The 17,359-nt window shown below is 67.7% G+C and carries 19 protein-coding genes; 8 read left to right on the top strand and 11 right to left on the bottom strand.

Going from position 1 to position 17,359, the window contains the following annotated elements:
• The first annotated feature begins 56 nt into the window (after window positions 1-56).
• On the top strand, window positions 57-1,688 hold the full coding sequence (locus ABE546_RS06995) for an isovaleryl-CoA dehydrogenase (protein WP_346463026.1): 1,632 nt from the start codon (window positions 57-59) through the stop codon (window positions 1,686-1,688).
• Between the two features lie 76 nt (window positions 1,689-1,764).
• On the opposite strand, the gene ABE546_RS06990 is transcribed toward ABE546_RS06995, so the two are convergent.
• From ABE546_RS06990 to ABE546_RS06980, 3 genes are all read right to left on the bottom strand, one after another.
• Complete coding sequence (locus ABE546_RS06990; protein WP_152154110.1) at window positions 1,765-2,169, bottom strand: hypothetical protein; 405 nt, start codon at window positions 2,167-2,169, stop codon at window positions 1,765-1,767.
• A 151-nt stretch (window positions 2,170-2,320) separates the two neighbouring features.
• Entirely contained in the window at window positions 2,321-2,662 is a 342-nt protein-coding gene (locus tag ABE546_RS06985) for a hypothetical protein (RefSeq protein WP_088434503.1), read from the bottom strand.
• Window positions 2,663-2,786: 124 nt separating this feature from the next.
• Window positions 2,787-3,962 carry a thiolase family protein gene (locus tag ABE546_RS06980; protein WP_121038700.1) on the bottom strand — a complete coding sequence of 392 codons (1,176 nt, stop codon included), beginning with the start codon at window positions 3,960-3,962 and terminating at the stop codon, window positions 2,787-2,789.
• 175 nt (window positions 3,963-4,137) lie between these two features.
• Here ABE546_RS06980 and ABE546_RS06975 point away from each other — a divergent pair, with 175 nt between their 5' ends.
• Complete coding sequence (locus tag ABE546_RS06975; protein ID WP_313219060.1) at window positions 4,138-7,005, top strand: S8 family serine peptidase; 2,868 nt, start codon at window positions 4,138-4,140, stop codon at window positions 7,003-7,005.
• Between the two features lie 78 nt (window positions 7,006-7,083).
• Here the strand turns inward: ABE546_RS06975 and ABE546_RS06970 are convergent, their stop codons facing one another.
• Window positions 7,084-8,181 (bottom strand): Glu/Leu/Phe/Val dehydrogenase dimerization domain-containing protein, encoded by a 1,098-nt coding sequence (locus ABE546_RS06970; protein WP_121041184.1) that lies wholly within the window; start codon window positions 8,179-8,181, stop codon window positions 7,084-7,086.
• 287 nt (window positions 8,182-8,468) lie between these two features.
• Here ABE546_RS06970 and ABE546_RS06965 point away from each other — a divergent pair, with 287 nt between their 5' ends.
• Window positions 8,469-9,584: an HDOD domain-containing protein gene (locus ABE546_RS06965; RefSeq protein WP_346463025.1), complete on the top strand. Its 1,116-nt coding sequence runs from the start codon at window positions 8,469-8,471 to the stop codon at window positions 9,582-9,584.
• A gap of 1 nt (window position 9,585) precedes the next feature.
• Here the strand turns inward: ABE546_RS06965 and ABE546_RS06960 are convergent, their stop codons facing one another.
• The 3 genes from ABE546_RS06960 to ABE546_RS06950 form a co-directional block, all read right to left on the bottom strand.
• Window positions 9,586-11,163, bottom strand: coding sequence for a phospholipase D family protein (locus ABE546_RS06960; RefSeq protein ID WP_346463024.1), 1,578 nt, complete (start codon window positions 11,161-11,163; stop codon window positions 9,586-9,588).
• 48 nt (window positions 11,164-11,211) lie between these two features.
• Entirely contained in the window at window positions 11,212-11,922 is a 711-nt protein-coding gene (locus ABE546_RS06955; RefSeq protein ID WP_121038691.1) for an rRNA pseudouridine synthase, read from the bottom strand.
• 81 nt (window positions 11,923-12,003) lie between these two features.
• On the bottom strand, window positions 12,004-12,501 hold the full coding sequence (locus ABE546_RS06950; protein ID WP_313211374.1) for a M48 family metallopeptidase: 498 nt from the start codon (window positions 12,499-12,501) through the stop codon (window positions 12,004-12,006).
• A gap of 72 nt (window positions 12,502-12,573) precedes the next feature.
• Here ABE546_RS06950 and ABE546_RS06945 point away from each other — a divergent pair, with 72 nt between their 5' ends.
• Together ABE546_RS06945 and ABE546_RS06940 are read left to right on the top strand one after the other, a co-directional pair.
• A complete protein-coding gene (locus ABE546_RS06945) occupies window positions 12,574-13,125 on the top strand; it encodes a DUF2058 domain-containing protein (RefSeq protein ID WP_313211375.1) in 552 nt (183 codons plus the stop codon).
• Between the two features lie 109 nt (window positions 13,126-13,234).
• Window positions 13,235-13,501, top strand: coding sequence for a DksA/TraR family C4-type zinc finger protein (locus ABE546_RS06940; RefSeq protein WP_121038682.1), 267 nt, complete (start codon window positions 13,235-13,237; stop codon window positions 13,499-13,501).
• 45 nt (window positions 13,502-13,546) lie between these two features.
• Here ABE546_RS06940 and ABE546_RS06935 read toward each other — a convergent pair whose 3' ends face one another.
• Complete coding sequence (locus ABE546_RS06935) at window positions 13,547-14,128, bottom strand: mechanosensitive ion channel family protein (RefSeq protein WP_313211376.1); 582 nt, start codon at window positions 14,126-14,128, stop codon at window positions 13,547-13,549.
• Between the two features lie 80 nt (window positions 14,129-14,208).
• Complete coding sequence (locus tag ABE546_RS06930; RefSeq protein WP_313211377.1) at window positions 14,209-14,400, bottom strand: hypothetical protein; 192 nt, start codon at window positions 14,398-14,400, stop codon at window positions 14,209-14,211.
• Between the two features lie 310 nt (window positions 14,401-14,710).
• On the opposite strand from ABE546_RS06930, the gene ABE546_RS06925 reads away from it, so the two are divergent.
• Genes ABE546_RS06925 through ABE546_RS06915 form a run of 3 tightly spaced genes read left to right on the top strand, consistent with a single transcriptional unit; the run spans window position 14,711 to window position 16,697 of the window.
• Window positions 14,711-15,295, top strand: coding sequence for a sigma-70 family RNA polymerase sigma factor (locus ABE546_RS06925; RefSeq protein WP_313211378.1), 585 nt, complete (start codon window positions 14,711-14,713; stop codon window positions 15,293-15,295).
• Window positions 15,292-15,804: a hypothetical protein gene (locus ABE546_RS06920; protein ID WP_346463023.1), complete on the top strand. Its 513-nt coding sequence runs from the start codon at window positions 15,292-15,294 to the stop codon at window positions 15,802-15,804. Before ABE546_RS06925 ends, ABE546_RS06920 begins: the two co-directional genes overlap by 4 nt.
• A gap of 11 nt (window positions 15,805-15,815) precedes the next feature.
• On the top strand, window positions 15,816-16,697 hold the full coding sequence (locus tag ABE546_RS06915) for a DUF4097 family beta strand repeat-containing protein (protein WP_313211380.1): 882 nt from the start codon (window positions 15,816-15,818) through the stop codon (window positions 16,695-16,697).
• A 45-nt stretch (window positions 16,698-16,742) separates the two neighbouring features.
• Here ABE546_RS06915 and ABE546_RS06910 read toward each other — a convergent pair whose 3' ends face one another.
• Both ABE546_RS06910 and ABE546_RS06905 read right to left on the bottom strand, forming a co-directional pair.
• Window positions 16,743-16,922, bottom strand: coding sequence for a hypothetical protein (locus ABE546_RS06910; RefSeq protein ID WP_019183415.1), 180 nt, complete (start codon window positions 16,920-16,922; stop codon window positions 16,743-16,745).
• A gap of 11 nt (window positions 16,923-16,933) precedes the next feature.
• Window positions 16,934-17,233, bottom strand: a complete 300-nt coding sequence (locus tag ABE546_RS06905; RefSeq protein WP_080114834.1) for a YkgJ family cysteine cluster protein — start codon at window positions 17,231-17,233, stop codon at window positions 16,934-16,936.
• Between the last annotated feature and the right edge of the window lie 126 nt (window positions 17,234-17,359).

Genomic DNA, 17,359 nt, shown 5'->3' with positions numbered 1-17,359 from the left:
GGCCTGCAGGGGGATGCGGCAGAATCGGTGCATCTGTCTGCAAGGAGGTCGCCGTGATGACGTCTGCATTGCCCGCGTTCGAAACACACCAGGTGAGCAACCAGCCGCCACCTTTCGGGGGGCGCAATCTGTGGGCCGACGACGTCGCGCTGGCCGAGGCAGTACAGCGCGAAGGCGGCGCCGCGTTCGCGGGCCAGTTGGCGCGCTATGGCGGTCTCGCCGGCGATGAGCTCTATCGGATCGGCTTCGATGCCAATCGCGATCGCCCGCGTCTGCGCACCCACGATGCACAGGGCCATCGCATCGATACCGTCGAGTTCCATCCGGCATACCACCAGCTGATGACGGCGGCGAAAACGCATGGCGTGGCCGGGCTGTCCTGGCACGATGGTCGCCCCGGCGCGCACGTGGCACGTGCGGCGTTGAGCTACCTGCATCACCAGGCCGAGGCGGGCACCAGTTGCCCGTTGACGATGACCCACGCTGCGGTCGCCGTGTTGCGCCAGGATCCGTCGCTCGCCGCCTGGGCGGACAAGGCGGCAGCGCCTCACTACGACCCGCGTGACGTACCGATTGCCGACAAGGCCGGGATCACCCTGGGCATGGGCATGACCGAGAAGCAGGGCGGTTCGGACGTACGCAGCAACACCACGCGGGCCGAGCCCCAGGCCGATGGCAGCTATGCGTTGGTGGGTCATAAGTGGTTCTTCTCCGCGCCGATGTCCGATGGCTTCCTGGTGCTGGCGCAGGCGCCGGGCGGCCTGAGCTGTTTCCTCATGCCGCGGCGCCTGGCCGATGGCCACCGCAACGCGTTCCGTCTGATGCGCTTGAAAGACAAGCTTGGCGACTGGTCCAACGCTTCCAGCGAGGTGGAGTTGTGCGGGGCCTGGGCGCAGCGGGTGGGCGAGGAGGGGCGCGGGGTGGCGACCATCATCGGCATGGTCATGATGACGCGGCTGGACTGCATGCTCGGTGCCGCCGCCGAGATGCGCATGGCGCTGGCGCAGGCGCTGCATCACACCCGGCATCGCAGCAGTTTCGGCACGCGGCTGAGCGAGCATCCGCTGATGGCCAACGTACTGGCGGACCTGGCGATCGAATCCGAAGCGGCCACGGTGTTCGCCATGCGCGTGGCACGGGCGGTGGATCAGGCCGGGACGGATCCGCAGCAGGCGGCATTCGCGCGCATCACGACGGCAGTGGGCAAGTACTGGGTGTGCAAGCGCGCGGCCGTGTTCGTCAATGAAGCGCAGGAGTGCCTCGGCGGTGCCGGCTATGTGGAAGAGTCGATGCTGCCACGGCTGTATCGTCAAGCGCCGTTGAATTCCATCTGGGAAGGCAGCGGCAACATCCAGTGCCTGGATGTGCTGCGTGCGCTGTCGCGCGAACCACAGGTGCTGCAGGCGCTGGACGCCGAGCTGGATGCGGTGGCCGGTGTGGATGCGATCTATGACGCCGCCCTGCGGGCGTTGCGCATGCAGCTCGCGGCAACGCCGGAACAAGCACAGGCCCGCCGTATCACCGAACGCCTGGCGCTGGTGTTGCAGGCCGCGGTACTGCTGCGCGCGCAGAGCCCGAACGCATCGGCCTTCATCCGCTCGCGGCTGGGTGCCGAGCATGGGATGGCGTTCGGGACGTTGCCGGCCGACGTGGACTTCGCGGCCGTGCTGAGCCGCGCGCTGCCGTGAACGCGCCCCAATGAAAACGCCCCCTCAGGAGAGGGGGCGTTGGTCACACCCGAAGGCGGCGTGAGGGACGCCGGACTCAGCGCTTGGCTTCGTTGGCGTTCTTCTTGGCATCGTCGGCAACGTCGCGCGCCTTGTCGGCGACCTTCTGCGCGGCATCGGCAGTGGAATCGCTGGCGTGGGCAGCCGCATCCTTGGCGGCGACCTTGGCCTCGCCAGCGGCCTCGGAGGTCGCTGCGGCAGCGCGGTCGAGCGCCTGCTGGGTGTCGGCGGCGGCGCGCTCGGAGGCGGCAGCGGCATCGTCGGCGGCAGTGCGGGTGGCGGCCGCGGCCTTGTCGACCGCTTCGCGCGCGGCGGCATTGGTGCTGTCGGCGGCCTGGGCGGCATCACGGCGGGCCTGTTCGGCCTCCGGGCCCTTGCACGCGGCCAGGCCGAGCAGCAGGGAAGCAGCCAGCAGGGAGGTGGTCAGCGGACGGATCTTCATGTGGCGCTCCAGAACGGCGATGGATGGGAGGCCAGCCTATTCATGCGCCTGTGAAGAACCGGTGCGCGGCAGGACATGCACAACACGCGCCCAAAGAAAAAGCCGCTGGCGAACCAGCGGCTTCTTCAGACTTGCTTGAAGAAAGAAGTTATTACTTCTTGGCTTCTTCAGCAGCGTCCTTGGCCTTCTCGGCGGTGCCTTCGGCAGCCTTGGCAGCGTCAGCAGCCTGGTCGGCAGCAGCGTCGGTGGCAGCGCCAGCAGCCTGGGCAGCGGCATCGGCCGAAGCGTCAGCAGCGGTGGTGGCGGTGTCGGCAGCAGCCTGGGCAGCGTCAGCAGCCGGGGCGCCAGCAGCAGCGGCCTGGTCAGCAGCGGCCTGGGCGTCAGCGGCAGCTTCGTTGGCCGAAGCGGCGGCGTCAGCAGCCTGCTCCTGCTTCGAGCAGGCGGTCAGAGCCAGGCCCAGGGCCATTGCGATCAGCAGCTTGTTGATGCTCATTGTTGTGAATCCTCGTCGTTAGATTAGGCAACGCGCTATTGCGCGCCCGGCAACATGATGACAAGCCACGATTGGCTGTCAAGCGATCGCGCATTCAGTTTTGAGAAATGCGCGTTAAATCAAATCAAATCAATTCGATAGCGATGGCGGTTGCTTCGCCGCCGCCGATGCACAGGGTAGCAATTCCGCGCTTGGCGTCACGCTTGCGCAATGCGTTCACCAGCGTGACCACCAGCCGTGCACCGGAGGCACCGATGGGATGACCCAATGCGCAGGCGCCGCCATTGACATTGACCTTGTCGTGCGGAATGCCCAGCTCGCGGATCGGCGCCATCGCGACCACGGCGAAGGCTTCGTTGATCTCGAACAGATCCACCTGGTCCAGCGTCCAGCCGGTCTTCTCCAGCAGCTTCTGGATCGCACCGATGGGGGCGGTGGTGAACCATTCCGGCGCCTGCGAGTGCGTCGCATGGCCGACGATGCGGGCCAGCGGCTGCAGCCCGCGGGCGGCGGCATCTTCTTCGGACAGCAGCACCACGGCGGCAGCGCCGTCGGAGATGCTCGACGAGCTGGCGGCGGTGACCGTGCCGTCCTTCTTGAACGCCGGGCGCAGGGTCGGGATCTTGGCGATGTCCGAGCGGCTCGGCTGCTCGTCCTGTGCGTATTCGACCTCACCCTTGCGCGTGCTGACCTTCACCGGAACGATTTCACCATCGAAAGCGCCATTGGCCTGGGCGGCTTGCGCACGGCGCACCGATTCGATGGCGAAGGCATCCTGGTCCTCGCGGCTGACCTGGTACTTCTCCACGGTGCACTCGGCGAACTCGCCCATGGCTTTGCCGTCATACGCATTGACCAGACCGTCGTGGGCCATGTGGTCGATCACCTGGAAGTTGCCGAAGCGGTTGCCGGTGCGCGAGTTGGGGATCATGTGCGGGGCGTTGGACATCGACTCCATGCCGCCGGCGACCACGATGCTGGCCGAGCCGGCCTTGATCAGGTCATGCCCCAGCATGATGGCCTTCATGCCCGAGCCGCACACCTTGTTGAGGGTGGTGGCGCCGGTGGAGACCGGAATCCCGGCGGCGATCGCGGCCTGGCGGGCCGGCGCCTGACCGAGGTTGGCCGGCAGCACGCAGCCCATGATCACTTCGGAAACGTCCGCAGCCGGTACTCCGGACTGCTCCAGGGCCGCGGCGATCACGGTGGACCCCAGGGTCGGGGACGGCACGCCGTTGAACTGGCCCAGGAAGGAGCCGATGGCGGTGCGCTTGGCGGCGGCGATGACGATGTTGGACATGTGCAATCTCTTTGGTGCGTGAGCGAAGAGCGGAATGGGAACGCGGGCGTTGGAAGCCGACGCATTTCCCGGCAGACTGCGTGGGGGTCGGTCCAGTATAGAGGGTCGGCATTGACTGCCGGTGTCTGCCCGGGGGCAGGCAGGTGGGGAAGGTCCATTCACAAGGGGAGCAGGGATGAAGCAGGTTGTGATCGGCAGGTCGGCCTTGGCCGCGGCATTGGCGCTGGCACTGAGTGCGTGCGGAGGCGGGGGCAGCAATGTCCGCGGGGACCTGGAGCCGTCGCCTCCCCCGACCACGCCCCCGTCGCCGCCGCCCACCACACCGCCTTCTCCGCCGCCGACCACGGCCCCGCCGCCGCAGCCGTCCATCGATGCGCACCTGAGCATCGTCCAGGCGGGCCCGGCGCAGTCTGCCGGCTGGACCGGGTCCGGCGTGCGCATCGGCGTGGTCGATTCGGGCGTGAACCGCGAGCACCCGGCACTGAACGGGCGGGTGCTGGCCAATTACACCTATGTCGATCCCCGCGTGAACAATGTCAATGTGGATGACGTGGTCGGTCACGGCACCGTGGTGGCCCAGCTGGCGGCCGGCGCCAGGGTCGGCAGCTGGCCGGGTGGTGTGGCCAGCGAAGCGCAGATCGTCTCGGCGCGCATCATTGCTGACAAGCGCCCCGTCGATGACGGTTCGGGCAGTGGCAACGAGATCACCGGTGCAGTCGGTCTGGACGGTGTGCATCAGGATCTGATCGCCGCCGGCGTCAAGATCATGAACAACTCGTGGGGCGGCCTGTACTGGACCAACCCCTCCGCCACCGCGCCGATCGCCCAGGAATACCGCCCCTTCATCCTCAGCAACGGCGGCCTGGTGGTGTTCGCCACCGGCAACGAGAGCAAGCCCAATCCGTCCAGCATGGCGGCGCTGCCCAGCCAGGTCGGCCCGGGCGGCAGCCTGCCCGCTGCGGATCTGGAACGCGGCTGGCTGAGCGTGACCGCAGTGGACACCGCCGACCCGAGCAAGCTGGCTTCGTATGCCAACGCCTGTGGCGTGGCGGCACGCTATTGCCTGGCCGCCCCGGGCACGGTGGCCTACGTCGATCCCGCCAGCAAAGGGGGCACGCCAACGTACTTTTACGGTTCGGGCACGTCTTACGCGGCGCCGCTGGTCTCCGGCGCGGCCGCCCTGGTGTGGCAGAAGTACCCGTATTTCACCAATGATCTGGTGCGCCAGACGCTGCTCGGCACGGCCACCGATCTCGGTGCGGCCGGCGTGGACAGAACGTTCGGCTATGGCCTGCTCAACATCGCCAAGGCGATCAACGGTCCGGCCAGGCTGGACTGGGGCGATACGACGGTCAATGTCAGCACGCCGGGGCTGAATTCGGTATGGAGCAACGACATCAGCGGCAGCGGCGGACTGACCAAGCAGGGTACGGGTGCGTTGACCCTGGCCGGCGCCAATACCTACACCGGTGACACGTTCATCGAGCGCGGCACCCTCGCGCTGCGCGGCGGTGCGTCGCTGCGTTCCAACGTGCTCATCGTGCCGCAGGCCGGTGACCCCAACGGCGCGGCGCTGCAGTTCATGAACGGCACCACGCGGGTGAGTGGCAACGTGGACAACGGCGCCAGCGTGATGCTGCGCAGCGACAACATCGATGCGGTCATCGAAGGCAACTACATCCAGCGTGCCGGCGCGCAACTGGTCGTGGCACTGGGGGCCAACCCGCTCATGGTGAACGGCACCGCCACGCTGGCCGGCACGGTCCGTGTGGACAGCATCATCGCCGGCTACGTGCCCCGTGACGGACGCACGCAGCCACTGCTGCACGCCGATGGTGGGGTGGCCGGCACGTTCGCCAGCGTCACCAACGGACTGGCACCCGGCAGCCTGCTCCAGGCCAGCCTGCTGCACGCCAACAACGACGTCACCATGGTCATCGATCGCATCAGCGTCACCAGCGCCAGCCTCCAGGCCGGCCTGGGCGGCACGGCGCTGGCCTCGGCAGCGCGGGTCGAATCCGCGTTTGAAGTGCTGGATCGCAACGGTGCGGCACTGGACGGGTTTGCCGACGGGGCCGGGAAGCTGCAGCAGGTGGATGGCGCCAGCGCCTTGCAGGCCAGCCTGGACAGCCTCTCCGGCAAGGCGCATGCCCTGGCCACGGCAGCGACCTTCGACAGCATCGACATGAACCGTCGTGCGCTGTCGGCACGGCTCGGTGAGGTGCAGGCCGTGCCACGCCTGCGCGGTGCCTGGCAGAGCACGCTGGGCGAGGCGGGCCAAGGCAGTTTCGCCGGCAACGGCGTGGCGACCCGCGGCTGGATGATGGGCCAGGACATGGCGTTGGGCAGCCACGGCATGCTCGGTGTCGCGTTCGGTGAAACGCGCAGCTACGGCAGCCGCGAGTGGGGCAGTGACCGCGGCCGCGACCGTCAGTCGCAGGCGCAGGTGTATGCCGGCTGGGGCACCGGCCGCGCCTATGCGATGGGCCAGGTCGGCGCGGGCCAGTTCACCCGTGAGATCGATCGCCAGTTGCTGCTCGGTGCGGGGCAGTACGGCGTCAATGCGCGCTATGGCGGCAGCTTCAGTGCGGCCAGCGTGGAGTCGGGCTACCGTTTCGGCAGTGCCACCGCCTCGCTGACGCCTTACCTGGGCGCCGAGTACGCCCGGGTGGACAGCGATGGTTTCAGTGAAACAGGCGGCATGGGTTTCGGTCTGCGCGCGCGCGATGCCGTGAGTACGCGCAGCCAGGCGTTGGCCGGCCTGCGCGCCGAGCGGCGCTGGGGCGGCTGGTCGCTGCGCGGCTATGCCGAATGGCAGCAGCATCTGTCCAGCGACGGCCTTTCGCTGGATGCCAGCTTCGTCGGTGTCGAGGCCTGGGCGCCGGTGGCCGGGGTGCAGCCGGCCCGCTCGGGCGGGTTGTTCGGGCTTTCGCTGGAGTCATGGTTGAGCCGCAACAGCCGCCTGGCATTCGGGTACGACCAGCGCTTTGGGCCACGCGGCGATCTGCGTCAGGCGCAGCTGCGGTATTCGGCTGGGTTCTAGACGCGGGCCTGGCCGCGACGCACGAAAAAAGAGGGCGCGATCGATGATCGCGCCCTCTTCGTTTGTCAGCGCAGCGGCTCAGTTGCCGCGCAGGCTGCCCCGGCGCGGCGTGCTGCGGCCCAGCGGCATCTTCAGTTTGCCGATCGACAGGATGCGCGATTCGGCGATCTGGTCGGCGGCGCGCTGCGGGGCGATGCCCTCGCTCTGCGACAGCGCGAAGATGCGGCCGAGGTTGTGGTAGATGCTGCGGATCAGGCGCATCGCGCGCTCACGGTTGTAGCCGTCGATCTCCAGCGAGACGTTCATGACGCCACCGGCGTTGACCGCGTAATCCGGTGCGTAGAGGATGCCGCGCGCGTGCAGTTCATCGCCGACCTCCAGGCTGGAGAGCTGGTTGTTGGCGGTACCACAGACGATCTTGCACTTCAGGCGCGGCAGCGTGTCTGGATTGATCGCGCCTTCCAGCGCGCAGGGCGCGAAGATGTCGGCGTTGACGTCGTAGATGTCTTCCGGCTTGACCGCCTCTGCACCGTATTCGGTGACAGCGCGATCCACGCGCGTGCTGTCCAGGTCGCTGACGTACAGCTTGGCGCCACGATCGCGCAGCAGCTTCACCAGCTCCATGCCGATATGGCCCAGGCCCTGCACCGCGATGCTGGCCTTGCCCACTTCCTCATGGCCCAGCTTGTGCTGCATCGACGCCATCAGCGCCTGCAGCGCGCCGTATGCGGTGAACGGTGCCGGGTCACCGGAGCCGCCATGCACCTGGTGGACGCCGGTGACGTACTCGCTCTCCAGGTAGATGTTCTCCATATCGTTGACATCGGTGCCGACGTCCTCGGCGGTGATGTAGCGGCCACCCAGCGAATCGACATAGCGGCCGAAGGCGCGGAACAGCACTTCGGTCTTGTCGCGCTTCGGGTCGCCGATGATCACCGCCTTGCCGCCACCCACGTTGAGGCCGGCCAGGGCGTTCTTGTAGGTCATGGTGCGGCTCAGGCGCAGCGCATCGGCCAGGGCCTCGTCGGTACTGGCGTAGGGACGCATGCGCACACCGCCCAAGGCCGGGCCGAGGGTGGTGTTGTGGATGGCGATGATCGCCCTCAGACCGGCGTCGCGGCTGTGGCAGAACACCACTTGTTCGTGACCGGTGGTTTCGAGGGTTTCAAATAACATGGTGGCTCCGATGGTGCGAACGGTGGCGAACAGCGGCGAACGCGCCAGCAAAAGGTGGGTTGTAAAACAAAAAAAGCGACGTCGTCGGGTCTCGGACGGGTCGCGCGGCGCCATTCTAGTGCATTCCGACGGACGGTGTTGTCAGGGGTCTTGCGCCCCACGGCCATTAAAGTTGCTGAAGCGCAGGCCGATGCCGTGGCAACGGTGTGGATGGCCGGTCATCGCAGGAAGGATCACGTGGGCGCAGTCGCAACAAGGCAAGTGCGGGACCCGGCGCGTCCAGGGCCATGGGCATGATCGGCGCTGTAGTTGTCGGCGCCGCCGTGCTGGCGCTGCTTGGCATGGCCGCTGTGCTCCGTCACCGGCGTGCCGTGGTGGCGCCGTCGATGGCCCGTGGCACTGCCACGCACGGGCGAGCCGCGGCGTTGCCGGTTGCCCCGGTAGCGCCGGGTACCGATCCGGTGGGGGTGCTGCAGGCCGGGCTGCATACCCTGGCACTGGTGCCGCGCAGTGGCGATGCCGCCGACGCCGCGGCCCCGCGCACCGTTGAACTGCGTGATGCCGTCACCGCCTCGCTGCTGGCGCGGGACTGGTCGGCCAAACACCTGCCCCGCCGCCCGCAGCTGCTGCCGCAGCTGATCCAGACCGTCAACGACAGCGACGCCTCGGCGCGCGCCATGGCCGGGATCATCGGCCAGGACCCGGTGTTGACCGGCAATCTGCTGCGCATCGCCAACAGCCCGGTCTACCGGGTGCAGGCGCGCCCGGTGGAGACCCTGCAGCGTGCGGTCACCCTGGTCGGTACCGATGGCATCCGCCAGATCATCAGCGCGGTGCTGGTGCAGCCGGTGATGCAGCTGCAGTGCGATGCCTTTCCCCAGTTCAGTGCGGTGATCTGGGAGCATGCGCTGCTGGCCTCGCGTGCTGCCGCCGACCACGCACGCACGGTGACCCATGAAGATGGCTTCGCCGCGCAGTGGCTGGGCCTGACCCAGGGCCTGGGCGCGGCGCTGGTGATGCGCCATCTGCTCGATGCCTGCGCGCAACAGGCGCTCGCCGCCCCGCCGCGCGCGCTGGCGGCGGATCTTCTCGACAGTTGGACCCTGCCGGTGGCCAGCCGCATCGCCGCGGCATGGGAGCTGCCCAAGGCCGTGCACGATGCCTTGATCCGCCAGAGTGGCAGTGGGCTGGCGGCCAGCCTGCGCTTTGCCCGTGCGGCGGCGGCGGCCAGCCTGCTGTGCCGCCATGGCCAGATCGGTCAGGTCCAGGCCCTGGCGTTGCTGGAGCAACTGGACGACACACCGCCGCACGCACTGCAGTGGATCTGGCGGCGCGTGCACGGGCGCGCCGTGGAAACGCTGGAGGGCGACGAGGCCGAGCGCGACGTGGCCCAGGCCGGCTGAGCTAGAGCTGCGACTCCAGCGGCAGCCAGCTGATCGCGCGTGCGCTGGCCCGCAGCCAGAACCCGGTGTCCGGTTCGGTATACAGCCAGTGCGGCGGCTGCGCATCGCGCTCCAGCCACCGCACGTCGCCGTCCGGTCCCAGGGCCACCCAGTAGCTCTGGCGTGGGCTGGCCAGGCGCAGGTACTCCTCGCGCAGCTGCGCGGCGAGCACCGGATCGTTGAACAGCACGCCCATCTCGGTGTTCAGATACGCCGAGCGCGGGTCCAGATTGAATGAGCCGACGAAGCCGCGCTGGTCGTCGATCATGAACGCCTTGGTGTGCAGGCTGGCGCCACTGCTGCCGAACAGACCGCCGCCATCGACGTTGCCGCGCGATTTGAGCTCGTACAGCTGCACGCCACTGCGCAGCAACGGTGCCCGGTAGTGCATGTAACCGCTGTGCACGGCGGCCACATCATTGGCAGCCAGGGAGTTGGTGATGACCGCGACCTGGGCCCCGCGCGCGACCATCGCGCCCAAGCCCTCGGTGCCGTCCTCGCCAGGAACGAAGTAGGGCGAGATCAGCAAGGCTTTGTGCTGTGCGCTTTCCAGCTCCTGCACCAGGCGCGTCACCAGCCAGTCGGCCTGATCGTCGCGGCGGTGCTTCATCGGCGGGTCCGAGGCGATCTCCACGTGGTGTGACCAGTGCAGATCCAGCGCATCGCGGTAATACGATTTCGCCGCCTGCGAGCGCGCCACGCGTTCGAGATAGGGCTTGGCACTGTCCAGGCGCGCTTCGTGCTCGCTTTCGCGGATCAGCAGGCGCAGCTGCGGTTCGGTGTAGAACGCCAGCGCACGGATCGGCACAGCGGTATCGCTGTTCCAGTAATCGTCGAAGATCGTGTTGGCCTGCTGCACCGCTTCGCCGGCGACCAGCAGGTCCAGGTCGCGGAAGTTCACATCCGGGCGTGCGCTGAAATACTCCTCGCCGATGTTGCGGCCACCGACGATCGCCACGCGCCCGTCGGCGATCCATGACTTGTTGTGCATCCGGTGGTTGACGCTGAAAACGCGCTGCACCATCTCGACCAGCCGCCAGAGTCCGTTGCGGTTGCGGAACGGGTTGTACAGGCGGATCTCGATGTTGGGGTGCGCATCCAGCGCCATCATCAGCGCGTCCTTGTCCTGCGCGTTCATGTCATCGAGCAGGATGCGTACCCGCACGCCGCGCTCGGCCGCGCGGTACAGCTCGTTGGCCATGAGATGGCCGATGAGGTCGTCGTGCCAGATGTAGTACTGCAGGTCCAGGCTGCGCCCGGCGTGCTGGGTGATCACCGCGCGTGCGGCGTACGCGTCCAGCCCGTCGGACAGGAAGGCCACACCGGTCTGGCCGGGGTGCTCGGCCTGCAGGCGGACCAGCTCGCGATCGATCGGGGTCTGGTCGGCCTGGGTGGGCAGCACCGTCGAACGCTCGCCCACGGCCTGCGGGGTGAGGTGGTCGGCCAGCAGCAGGCCGCTGAGGACCAGCAGGATCAGCAGGGCGACAACGATCCCCAGCCAGCGCAGCAGCCGGCGCCAGAACGGTTTTTTCTCGGTCATGCCCCGATCGTAAGCGGCCGGGGCGTGCAGGGCGAGTGCTGGCGCGGTTTAGAAACGCTCGTCCGGTGCCAGGTAACGCCACTGGCCCGGGACCAGCTTGCCCATCGCCACGCGGCCGATGCGCAGGCGGCGGATGCTGATGACCTCCAGCCCGACCTGGGCGCACATGTCGCGCAGCTGGCCCGGATGCACCGGCTTGATCGCAAAGCGCAGGCGGGTTTCGTTCTGCCAGCTCACCTTGCACGGTGGCAACGGCCAGCTGCGGAAGCTCAGGCCGTGCGCGAGGCGCTTCATGCCGTAGGGCGCCAGCTCGCCACTGACTTCCACCAGGTATTCCTGCTCCAGCGTTGCGCCGCGATCCTTCAGGTGCGAGATCACGCGCCCGTCCTGGCTGACCACCACCAGGCCGCTTTCGTCGTCGGACAGCGGCATCACCAGCTGCAGGGCGTGGAAATGCCGCTGCAGCAGGGTCACCCCGGTGGCGTCGAGTTCACTGCGGCTTTCCGGGGTCACCAGGGCGCACAGTTCGTCCGAGCGCATGCCGGCCGGCTTGTGCAGCAGCATGCTCACGGTCTCGGTGCGGGTCGCCTCGGCGTTCTCGCGCAGCACGATGTCCTCGTCGGTGACCATCGTCTGCGGCTGTTCGACCACCTGGCCGTTGACGGTCACCCAGCCGCCCTCGATGTAGCGCTGGGCGTCGCCACGGGAGCAGCCGATCAGGCTGGTCAGGCGTTTGTCGAGTCGGATCGGGTCGGTCATGGGGCAGGCAACATAAAACGGGAAACGGGCGGGGAGTGTACTGGCTGGGGCCCGGCGCTGCGCGATGAGGGCCGCTGCGGCTCAGGCCGGCGTGCGTTCCAGGTGGGTCAGGTACAGGCGCAGATCGAACTCCAGCTGGTGATAGTCCGCTTCCATGTGGGTACACAGCTGGTAGAAGGCCTTGTTGTGGTCCGATTCCTTCAGATGGGCCAGTTCGTGCACCACGATCATCTTCAGGAACGGCGCCGGTGCCTCGCGGAACACCGTGGCGATGCGGATCTCGCGGCTGGCCTTGAGCCGGCTGCCCTGCACCCGCGAGACCGTGGTGTGGGTGCCCAGCGCGTGCTTGAGCACCTGCAGCCTGCTGTCGTAGATCACCTTGGACAGCGGCGCGGACTGGCGCAGGTAGCGCTCTTTCAGGCCCTGGGTGTAATCGTAGAGCTGGCGGTCGTTGCGGACCGTATGCAGTTCGGCATAGCGCTGCTCCAGCCACGGCCCCAGCCGGTCGCCCGCGATCAGCTCGCGCACCTGCTGCTGCAGGGCGTCGGGATAGCCGGCGAGGTACTTCAGGGCGGTCATCGGGCGGTTGGGGCGGGACGGGCAGACCAGTATGATGGCCTCCGGAATCCCGCAACAACAGATGCTAGGCGTATGGCGAAGGCAAATCCCCTGCAGGAGCAGCTGCTCAAGGCTGGGCTGGTCAAGAAATCCCAGGTCTCCCAGGCCGCCCGTGAACAGGTGAAAGCCCGTCACGGCAAGGCCCCGGCCGCGCCCAGCGAAAGCCAGCGCGAGGCCGAGCGCCTGCGCGCGGAAAAGGCCGAGCGCGATCGCGCGCTGGAAGCCGAGCGCAAAGCCAAGGCCCACGCCCAGGAACTGCAGGCCCAGGTCCGCCAGATCGTCGAGGCACACAAGGTCAAGCGTGAAGGCGAGAGCGAGTACCGCTTCAACGATGGCACGCTGATCCGCACCCTGCTGGTCAACAACGTGCTGCGCCGCCAGCTGGCCTCGGGCAGCCTGGTGATCGTGCGCCATGGCGACGGCTTCGAACTGCTGCCGCGGGCGGCGGCCGAGAAGGTCCGCGAGCGCGATGCCAGCGTGATCGTGCTCGACAACAGCCAGCCCGGCAGCGAGCCCAGCACCGGCAACGCCGAGGACGATGCGTACTACGCCCAGTTCCAGGTGCCGGACGACCTGGTCTGGTAAGCCCCGTCTGAAGCGTTCACCCGGCGCCGCGGGCGTTCAGCCCCACGTCGGCTCGGCGTCGTGGGCCGGGTCTATGCTGGTGGCCTGACACCGGCATGGGAGACACATCATGGCGACAGGTTGGGCAGGCGACGGCGCCGTCCAGGATCAGATCGACGCCACCGTCGATGAGGCCATCCAGCGGGCCCGCGCACAGTTGCGCGACGGCCCCGGATTGACCCACTGCGAGCACTGCGACGCGCCCATTCCCGAGGCGCGGCGGAAGGCCGTGCCCGGCGTACGACTATGCGTGCGCTGCCAGGAAGAAGAGGACGCCGCCCAGCAGGAGGGCAGCGGCTACAACCGCCGCGGCAGCAAGGACAGCCAGCTGCGCTAGGTATCGATCCCGCAGCGGGCATTGCCTGGCCGACGGCGGCGGGACTCAGCCGTCCCCTTGAATCCCGCCCGGCGCCTGCGAAGGATCGCGCCAACGGCGCACGGTGCGTTGGAAAAACATGTTGTTGGGCATCTGCAGGACCGTGCCTTCATGCCCACTGCCGGTTTCCTGCAACGTGGTGTAGATCAGATTGATGTCGATCACGCGGCCCTTGAGTCCAGGCTTCTCACCGTTTTCCAGCAGCTCGATGTAATCGTGCAGGCGGAACGGCCGCGTGGTGAAGATCAGCAGCGTGCAGAAGATGTTGGACAGCACGCTCCACGCGGCGAAGAACGCCACCGCGCCGACCGCGGCGAACCCGGTGAAGGCGGTCCACAGCACCGTTGCCGAGACGCCCACGATGTTGAGCACGATCAGCAGCACGGTGAAATACACCAGGAAGGTGAACACCCGACGTGCGCCCATGATCATTTCCGGCGGGAGTGTGTAGTGCTCACCGACGCGGCGGATCAGCCGCCGGGCAACCAGCCGCAGCAGCCAGGCCACCAGCAGGGTCACCAGAATCTGCAGGGCAGGGACCCCGTAGTGCAGCCATTCGTGGGTCCAGGCGGGCAGATGGTCTTTCATGGGGGCGGAATTCCTTTGCAGCGATAGTGCCGATCCCGCCATGGTAATGCCGATGCGCCTCGCCGCATCGTGGTGTGCGCTTACGGCCGCGGGCTGCCGTACACATCGAACGCAGCGATCATCGCCGAGGCGCACAGCGGCGCGTTCTGCGCGTACTGCAGGCAGACATCCGGCGCTTCGGGCGCCAGCGTGAGCCGGATCTGCAGCGGACTCCACGGCAGCGTGCAGCCGGTGGCCAGTGAGAGCAGCACGGCCAGGCAACTGGATGACATGGGGATACTCCTTGGCGGGCGCCGGTAGTGACAGAGGATTGGATGCCGCGTCGGCCAGGAAGGTTTAAAGACCGCAGAAATAATCCGCCTTGCCGCACGCGTGCCACACGCGAGTCCCGTAGCGGCCGGTAGGCCCCTGGGCAAAATCAAGGAGGAGGTCGTCGCCTTCAGGCGGCGGCCGGGGGACATTTGCCGAGGGCCCGCCGGTTGCTACGGGGCCCTCACGCTCGCGGCAGCCCCAAGCGGAGGCACCTGAAAAGAAAGTCAGAACGGGCTTAAACCTTTTCCATGCCCCCCGCATCCAACGGATATGCTCGACACGACCATGCCCGCCTCCAGCGCCACGAACCAGGCCGATGCCGCCGACGACCACGCCCTGGTGCGTGCCGCAGCCGCCGGTGACGTGACCGCGTACGAACGCATCTACCGACGGCATGCGCCGCGTGTGTACGCCGTGCTGTGGCGGCTGTGCGGCGGCCACGCGGCCCGCGCCGAGGATGCCCTGCAGGAGGCCTTCCTGCAGGCATGGCGCGCCCTGCCGGGCTTCCGTTTCGAAAGCAGCCTGGGCACCTGGCTGCACCGCCTGGGCGTGAATGCAGCGCTGATGGAACTGCGCGCCAACGCCACCGGCGATGCACGCGATGCCGGTGAGGAAGGCTGGGAGTCGCTGGCGATGCTGCCCGCCCAGGACCGCTGCGCGGGCACCTCGATGGACCTGGAGCGCGCGCTGGAAACACTGCCGCCACGGGCCCGCGCGGTCCTGGTCCTGCATGACATCGAAGGGTGGAAACACCAGGAAATCGCCGACCAGCTGCAGATGGCCGTTGGCAGTTCCAAAGCACAGCTGCACCGAGCGCGCGGCCTGCTGCGTGCACGCTTAGGAGAAACCGCATGAACCCCCATGATTCCGAACACGACGAACTGACTGCACGCCTGCGTGCCTTGCCTGCCGAGCGCGTTCCGCCGGCACGGGTCTGGCAGGGCATCGCCGCACATTTGCCGGCCCAGGCCCACGCCCCGGCGGTTGCCGTGGCAACGCTGCCGACACGCCGCCGGCGGGAGCGCTGGCCGCTGCGCATCGGGCTCGGCCTGGCCGCCGCACTGGCGCTGCTGATGGTGGTGCCCACGCCGGTTCCGCATACGCCGGCACCGTCGCTGCTGCAGCGCCAGGCCGATGCGATGGCCGGCGAATACCAGCAGGCGATTGCGGCCTTGCCCAGTGCCGATGTCACCGATGCGTGGCGCCCGGCCCTGCATGAACTCGATGCCAGCGCGGACAACATCCGCGCGGCCATCGCTGAAAATCCCCGCTCGCGCTATCTGCTCGGGCAACTGCAGCGTACCTATGCGCTGCGGCTGGAACTCACCCAGCAGGCGGTGCTGTCCGCCGGCCTGCCCACTTGAAGGAGAACCCCATGCGCATTCCTCTGTCCCTGATCGCCGCCCTGGCCCTGTGCCTGCCGCTCGTCGCCCACGCCGCCACCAACGTCAATGAGCGCCACCCACTGGGTGCCGGCGGCCGCGTGGAAATCAGCAACATCGCCGGCAAGGTCACCGTGCGCGGCTGGGACCGCAACGACGTGGCATTGACCGGTTCGATGGCCGATGGGCTCACCCTCAAGCAGGACAAGAGCAGCAACCGTGTGCGCTGGGAAGTGGAGTACCCGCGCGGCCGCAGCAATGGCGGGGCGACCCTGGAACTGCGCGTGCCGCGTTCGGTGGAAGTGCAGCTGGGCACCGTCAGCGCCGACATCGACGTGGCCGATATCGACGTGCGCCGCCTGCAGGCCAACAGTGTCAGCGGCAGCATCACCGCGGCCGGGCGCAGTGGCGAGACCACGTTGAACACGGTCAGTGGTGGCATCCGCTCGCAGCTGCAGACCGCACGCCTGGATGCGCGCACGGTCAGTGGCCAGTTGCTGGCCGGCGGGGGAGCGTCAGGGGAAGTAGCGGCCGAATCGGTCTCCGGCCGGGTCAACGTCAATGCCGGGCGGATCCAGCGGCTGGCGGTGGAAACCGTCTCGGGCAGCCTGGATGTGAGCGCGACCGGCATGGCGCCGGGCGGCAAGGTGACGATGCAGACGGTCAGCGGTTCGGTCGCGCTGAAGCTGCCGGCCAATGTCTCGGCGCAGTTGAACGTCAAAACGTTCAGTGGTGGGATCCAGTCCGACGCCGGGCAGGTGGAGAAGCCGCGCTACGGCCCGGGCCGTAGCCTGGATGCGCGTCTGGGGTCGGGCGATGGGGATATTTCGATCAACGCCCATTCCGGGAGCGTGCGGGTCAGCCTGGGCCGCTGAGTGCGGCCACCGCACCGGCCAATGCCGGTGCGGTCGGCAGCAACGTCAGCCGGCTTTCTTCAGCGCCAGGGTATTGCCCAGCACTTCGATCTTGCCGCCACCTTTACGGAAAGCAGCCAGATCCGCAGCGATGCTCTGGCTGCTGACGGCGGAGTTGGACCCTTGCTTGCGGTCGACGCGAACGGTGTTGCTTGCCTTGGGGGAGGTCTTTGGCGTACGAGCCATGGATGCTCCTGCTATGGATGAAGCGTGGAAGAAAACGTCGACAGATCCTGCTGTTGTCGACGGTAGTCCTGCCGCACGAGGCGGCAATCATCGCCGCCCATGTCGAACTGGCGGCAGATCGCGGGTCGCTGCGAGTAGATCGTGCAGCGCAGGTGATACGGGTCGATCGCAGCGCACCAGCCTTCTTCGTTGCGTGCCATCACCGTGCCGCCACGCGCATCGGTATCCAGCAGGTAGCCGGGCACGTTGTCGTCAGGCATGACGGTGACGGTGAGCCGACAGCACACCGCGTCGCAACGACGGCAATCGATGGGGTCGGGCTCGGACGATGTAAGAAGTGCAGCCAGGCGTTCGCCCAATCTGAGTGTCTCTTGGCGGCTCGGGGTGCAGCAGGCTGTGAACGAGCCGGATCACAGCGATGAGCGATACCGGCACCG

The sequence above is a fragment of the Stenotrophomonas sp. TWI377 genome (assembly GCF_039674525.1).
In the GTDB taxonomy this organism is placed as follows: Bacteria; Pseudomonadota; Gammaproteobacteria; order Xanthomonadales; family Xanthomonadaceae; genus Stenotrophomonas.
Note: the sequence above shows the minus strand (reverse complement) of the source record. Positions and strands in the feature narration are given on the sequence as shown.

What these genes read in the sequence shown, in the direction of transcription:
- ABE546_RS06965 (WP_346463025.1), top strand. Translation starts at nt 8,469, where the DNA reads ATGGGCATGATCGGCGCTGTAGTTGTCGGCGCCGCCGTGCTGGCGCTG.
- ABE546_RS06940 (WP_121038682.1), top strand. Translation starts at nt 13,235, where the DNA reads ATGGCGACAGGTTGGGCAGGCGACGGCGCCGTCCAGGATCAGATCGAC.
- ABE546_RS06990 (WP_152154110.1), bottom strand. Translation starts at nt 2,169, where the DNA reads ATGAAGATCCGTCCGCTGACCACCTCCCTGCTGGCTGCTTCCCTGCTG.
- ABE546_RS06930 (WP_313211377.1), bottom strand. Translation starts at nt 14,400, where the DNA reads ATGTCATCCAGTTGCCTGGCCGTGCTGCTCTCACTGGCCACCGGCTGC.
- ABE546_RS06920 (WP_346463023.1), top strand. Translation starts at nt 15,292, where the DNA reads ATGAACCCCCATGATTCCGAACACGACGAACTGACTGCACGCCTGCGT.
- ABE546_RS06910 (WP_019183415.1), bottom strand. Translation starts at nt 16,922, where the DNA reads ATGGCTCGTACGCCAAAGACCTCCCCCAAGGCAAGCAACACCGTTCGC.
- ABE546_RS06995 (WP_346463026.1), top strand. Translation starts at nt 57, where the DNA reads ATGACGTCTGCATTGCCCGCGTTCGAAACACACCAGGTGAGCAACCAG.
- ABE546_RS06935 (WP_313211376.1), bottom strand. Translation starts at nt 14,128, where the DNA reads ATGAAAGACCATCTGCCCGCCTGGACCCACGAATGGCTGCACTACGGG.
- ABE546_RS06945 (WP_313211375.1), top strand. Translation starts at nt 12,574, where the DNA reads ATGGCGAAGGCAAATCCCCTGCAGGAGCAGCTGCTCAAGGCTGGGCTG.
- ABE546_RS06985 (WP_088434503.1), bottom strand. Translation starts at nt 2,662, where the DNA reads ATGAGCATCAACAAGCTGCTGATCGCAATGGCCCTGGGCCTGGCTCTG.
- ABE546_RS06975 (WP_313219060.1), top strand. Translation starts at nt 4,138, where the DNA reads ATGAAGCAGGTTGTGATCGGCAGGTCGGCCTTGGCCGCGGCATTGGCG.
- ABE546_RS06925 (WP_313211378.1), top strand. Translation starts at nt 14,711, where the DNA reads ATGCTCGACACGACCATGCCCGCCTCCAGCGCCACGAACCAGGCCGAT.
- ABE546_RS06980 (WP_121038700.1), bottom strand. Translation starts at nt 3,962, where the DNA reads ATGTCCAACATCGTCATCGCCGCCGCCAAGCGCACCGCCATCGGCTCC.
- ABE546_RS06970 (WP_121041184.1), bottom strand. Translation starts at nt 8,181, where the DNA reads ATGTTATTTGAAACCCTCGAAACCACCGGTCACGAACAAGTGGTGTTC.
- ABE546_RS06915 (WP_313211380.1), top strand. Translation starts at nt 15,816, where the DNA reads ATGCGCATTCCTCTGTCCCTGATCGCCGCCCTGGCCCTGTGCCTGCCG.
- ABE546_RS06950 (WP_313211374.1), bottom strand. Translation starts at nt 12,501, where the DNA reads ATGACCGCCCTGAAGTACCTCGCCGGCTATCCCGACGCCCTGCAGCAG.
- ABE546_RS06960 (WP_346463024.1), bottom strand. Translation starts at nt 11,163, where the DNA reads ATGACCGAGAAAAAACCGTTCTGGCGCCGGCTGCTGCGCTGGCTGGGG.
- ABE546_RS06955 (WP_121038691.1), bottom strand. Translation starts at nt 11,922, where the DNA reads ATGACCGACCCGATCCGACTCGACAAACGCCTGACCAGCCTGATCGGC.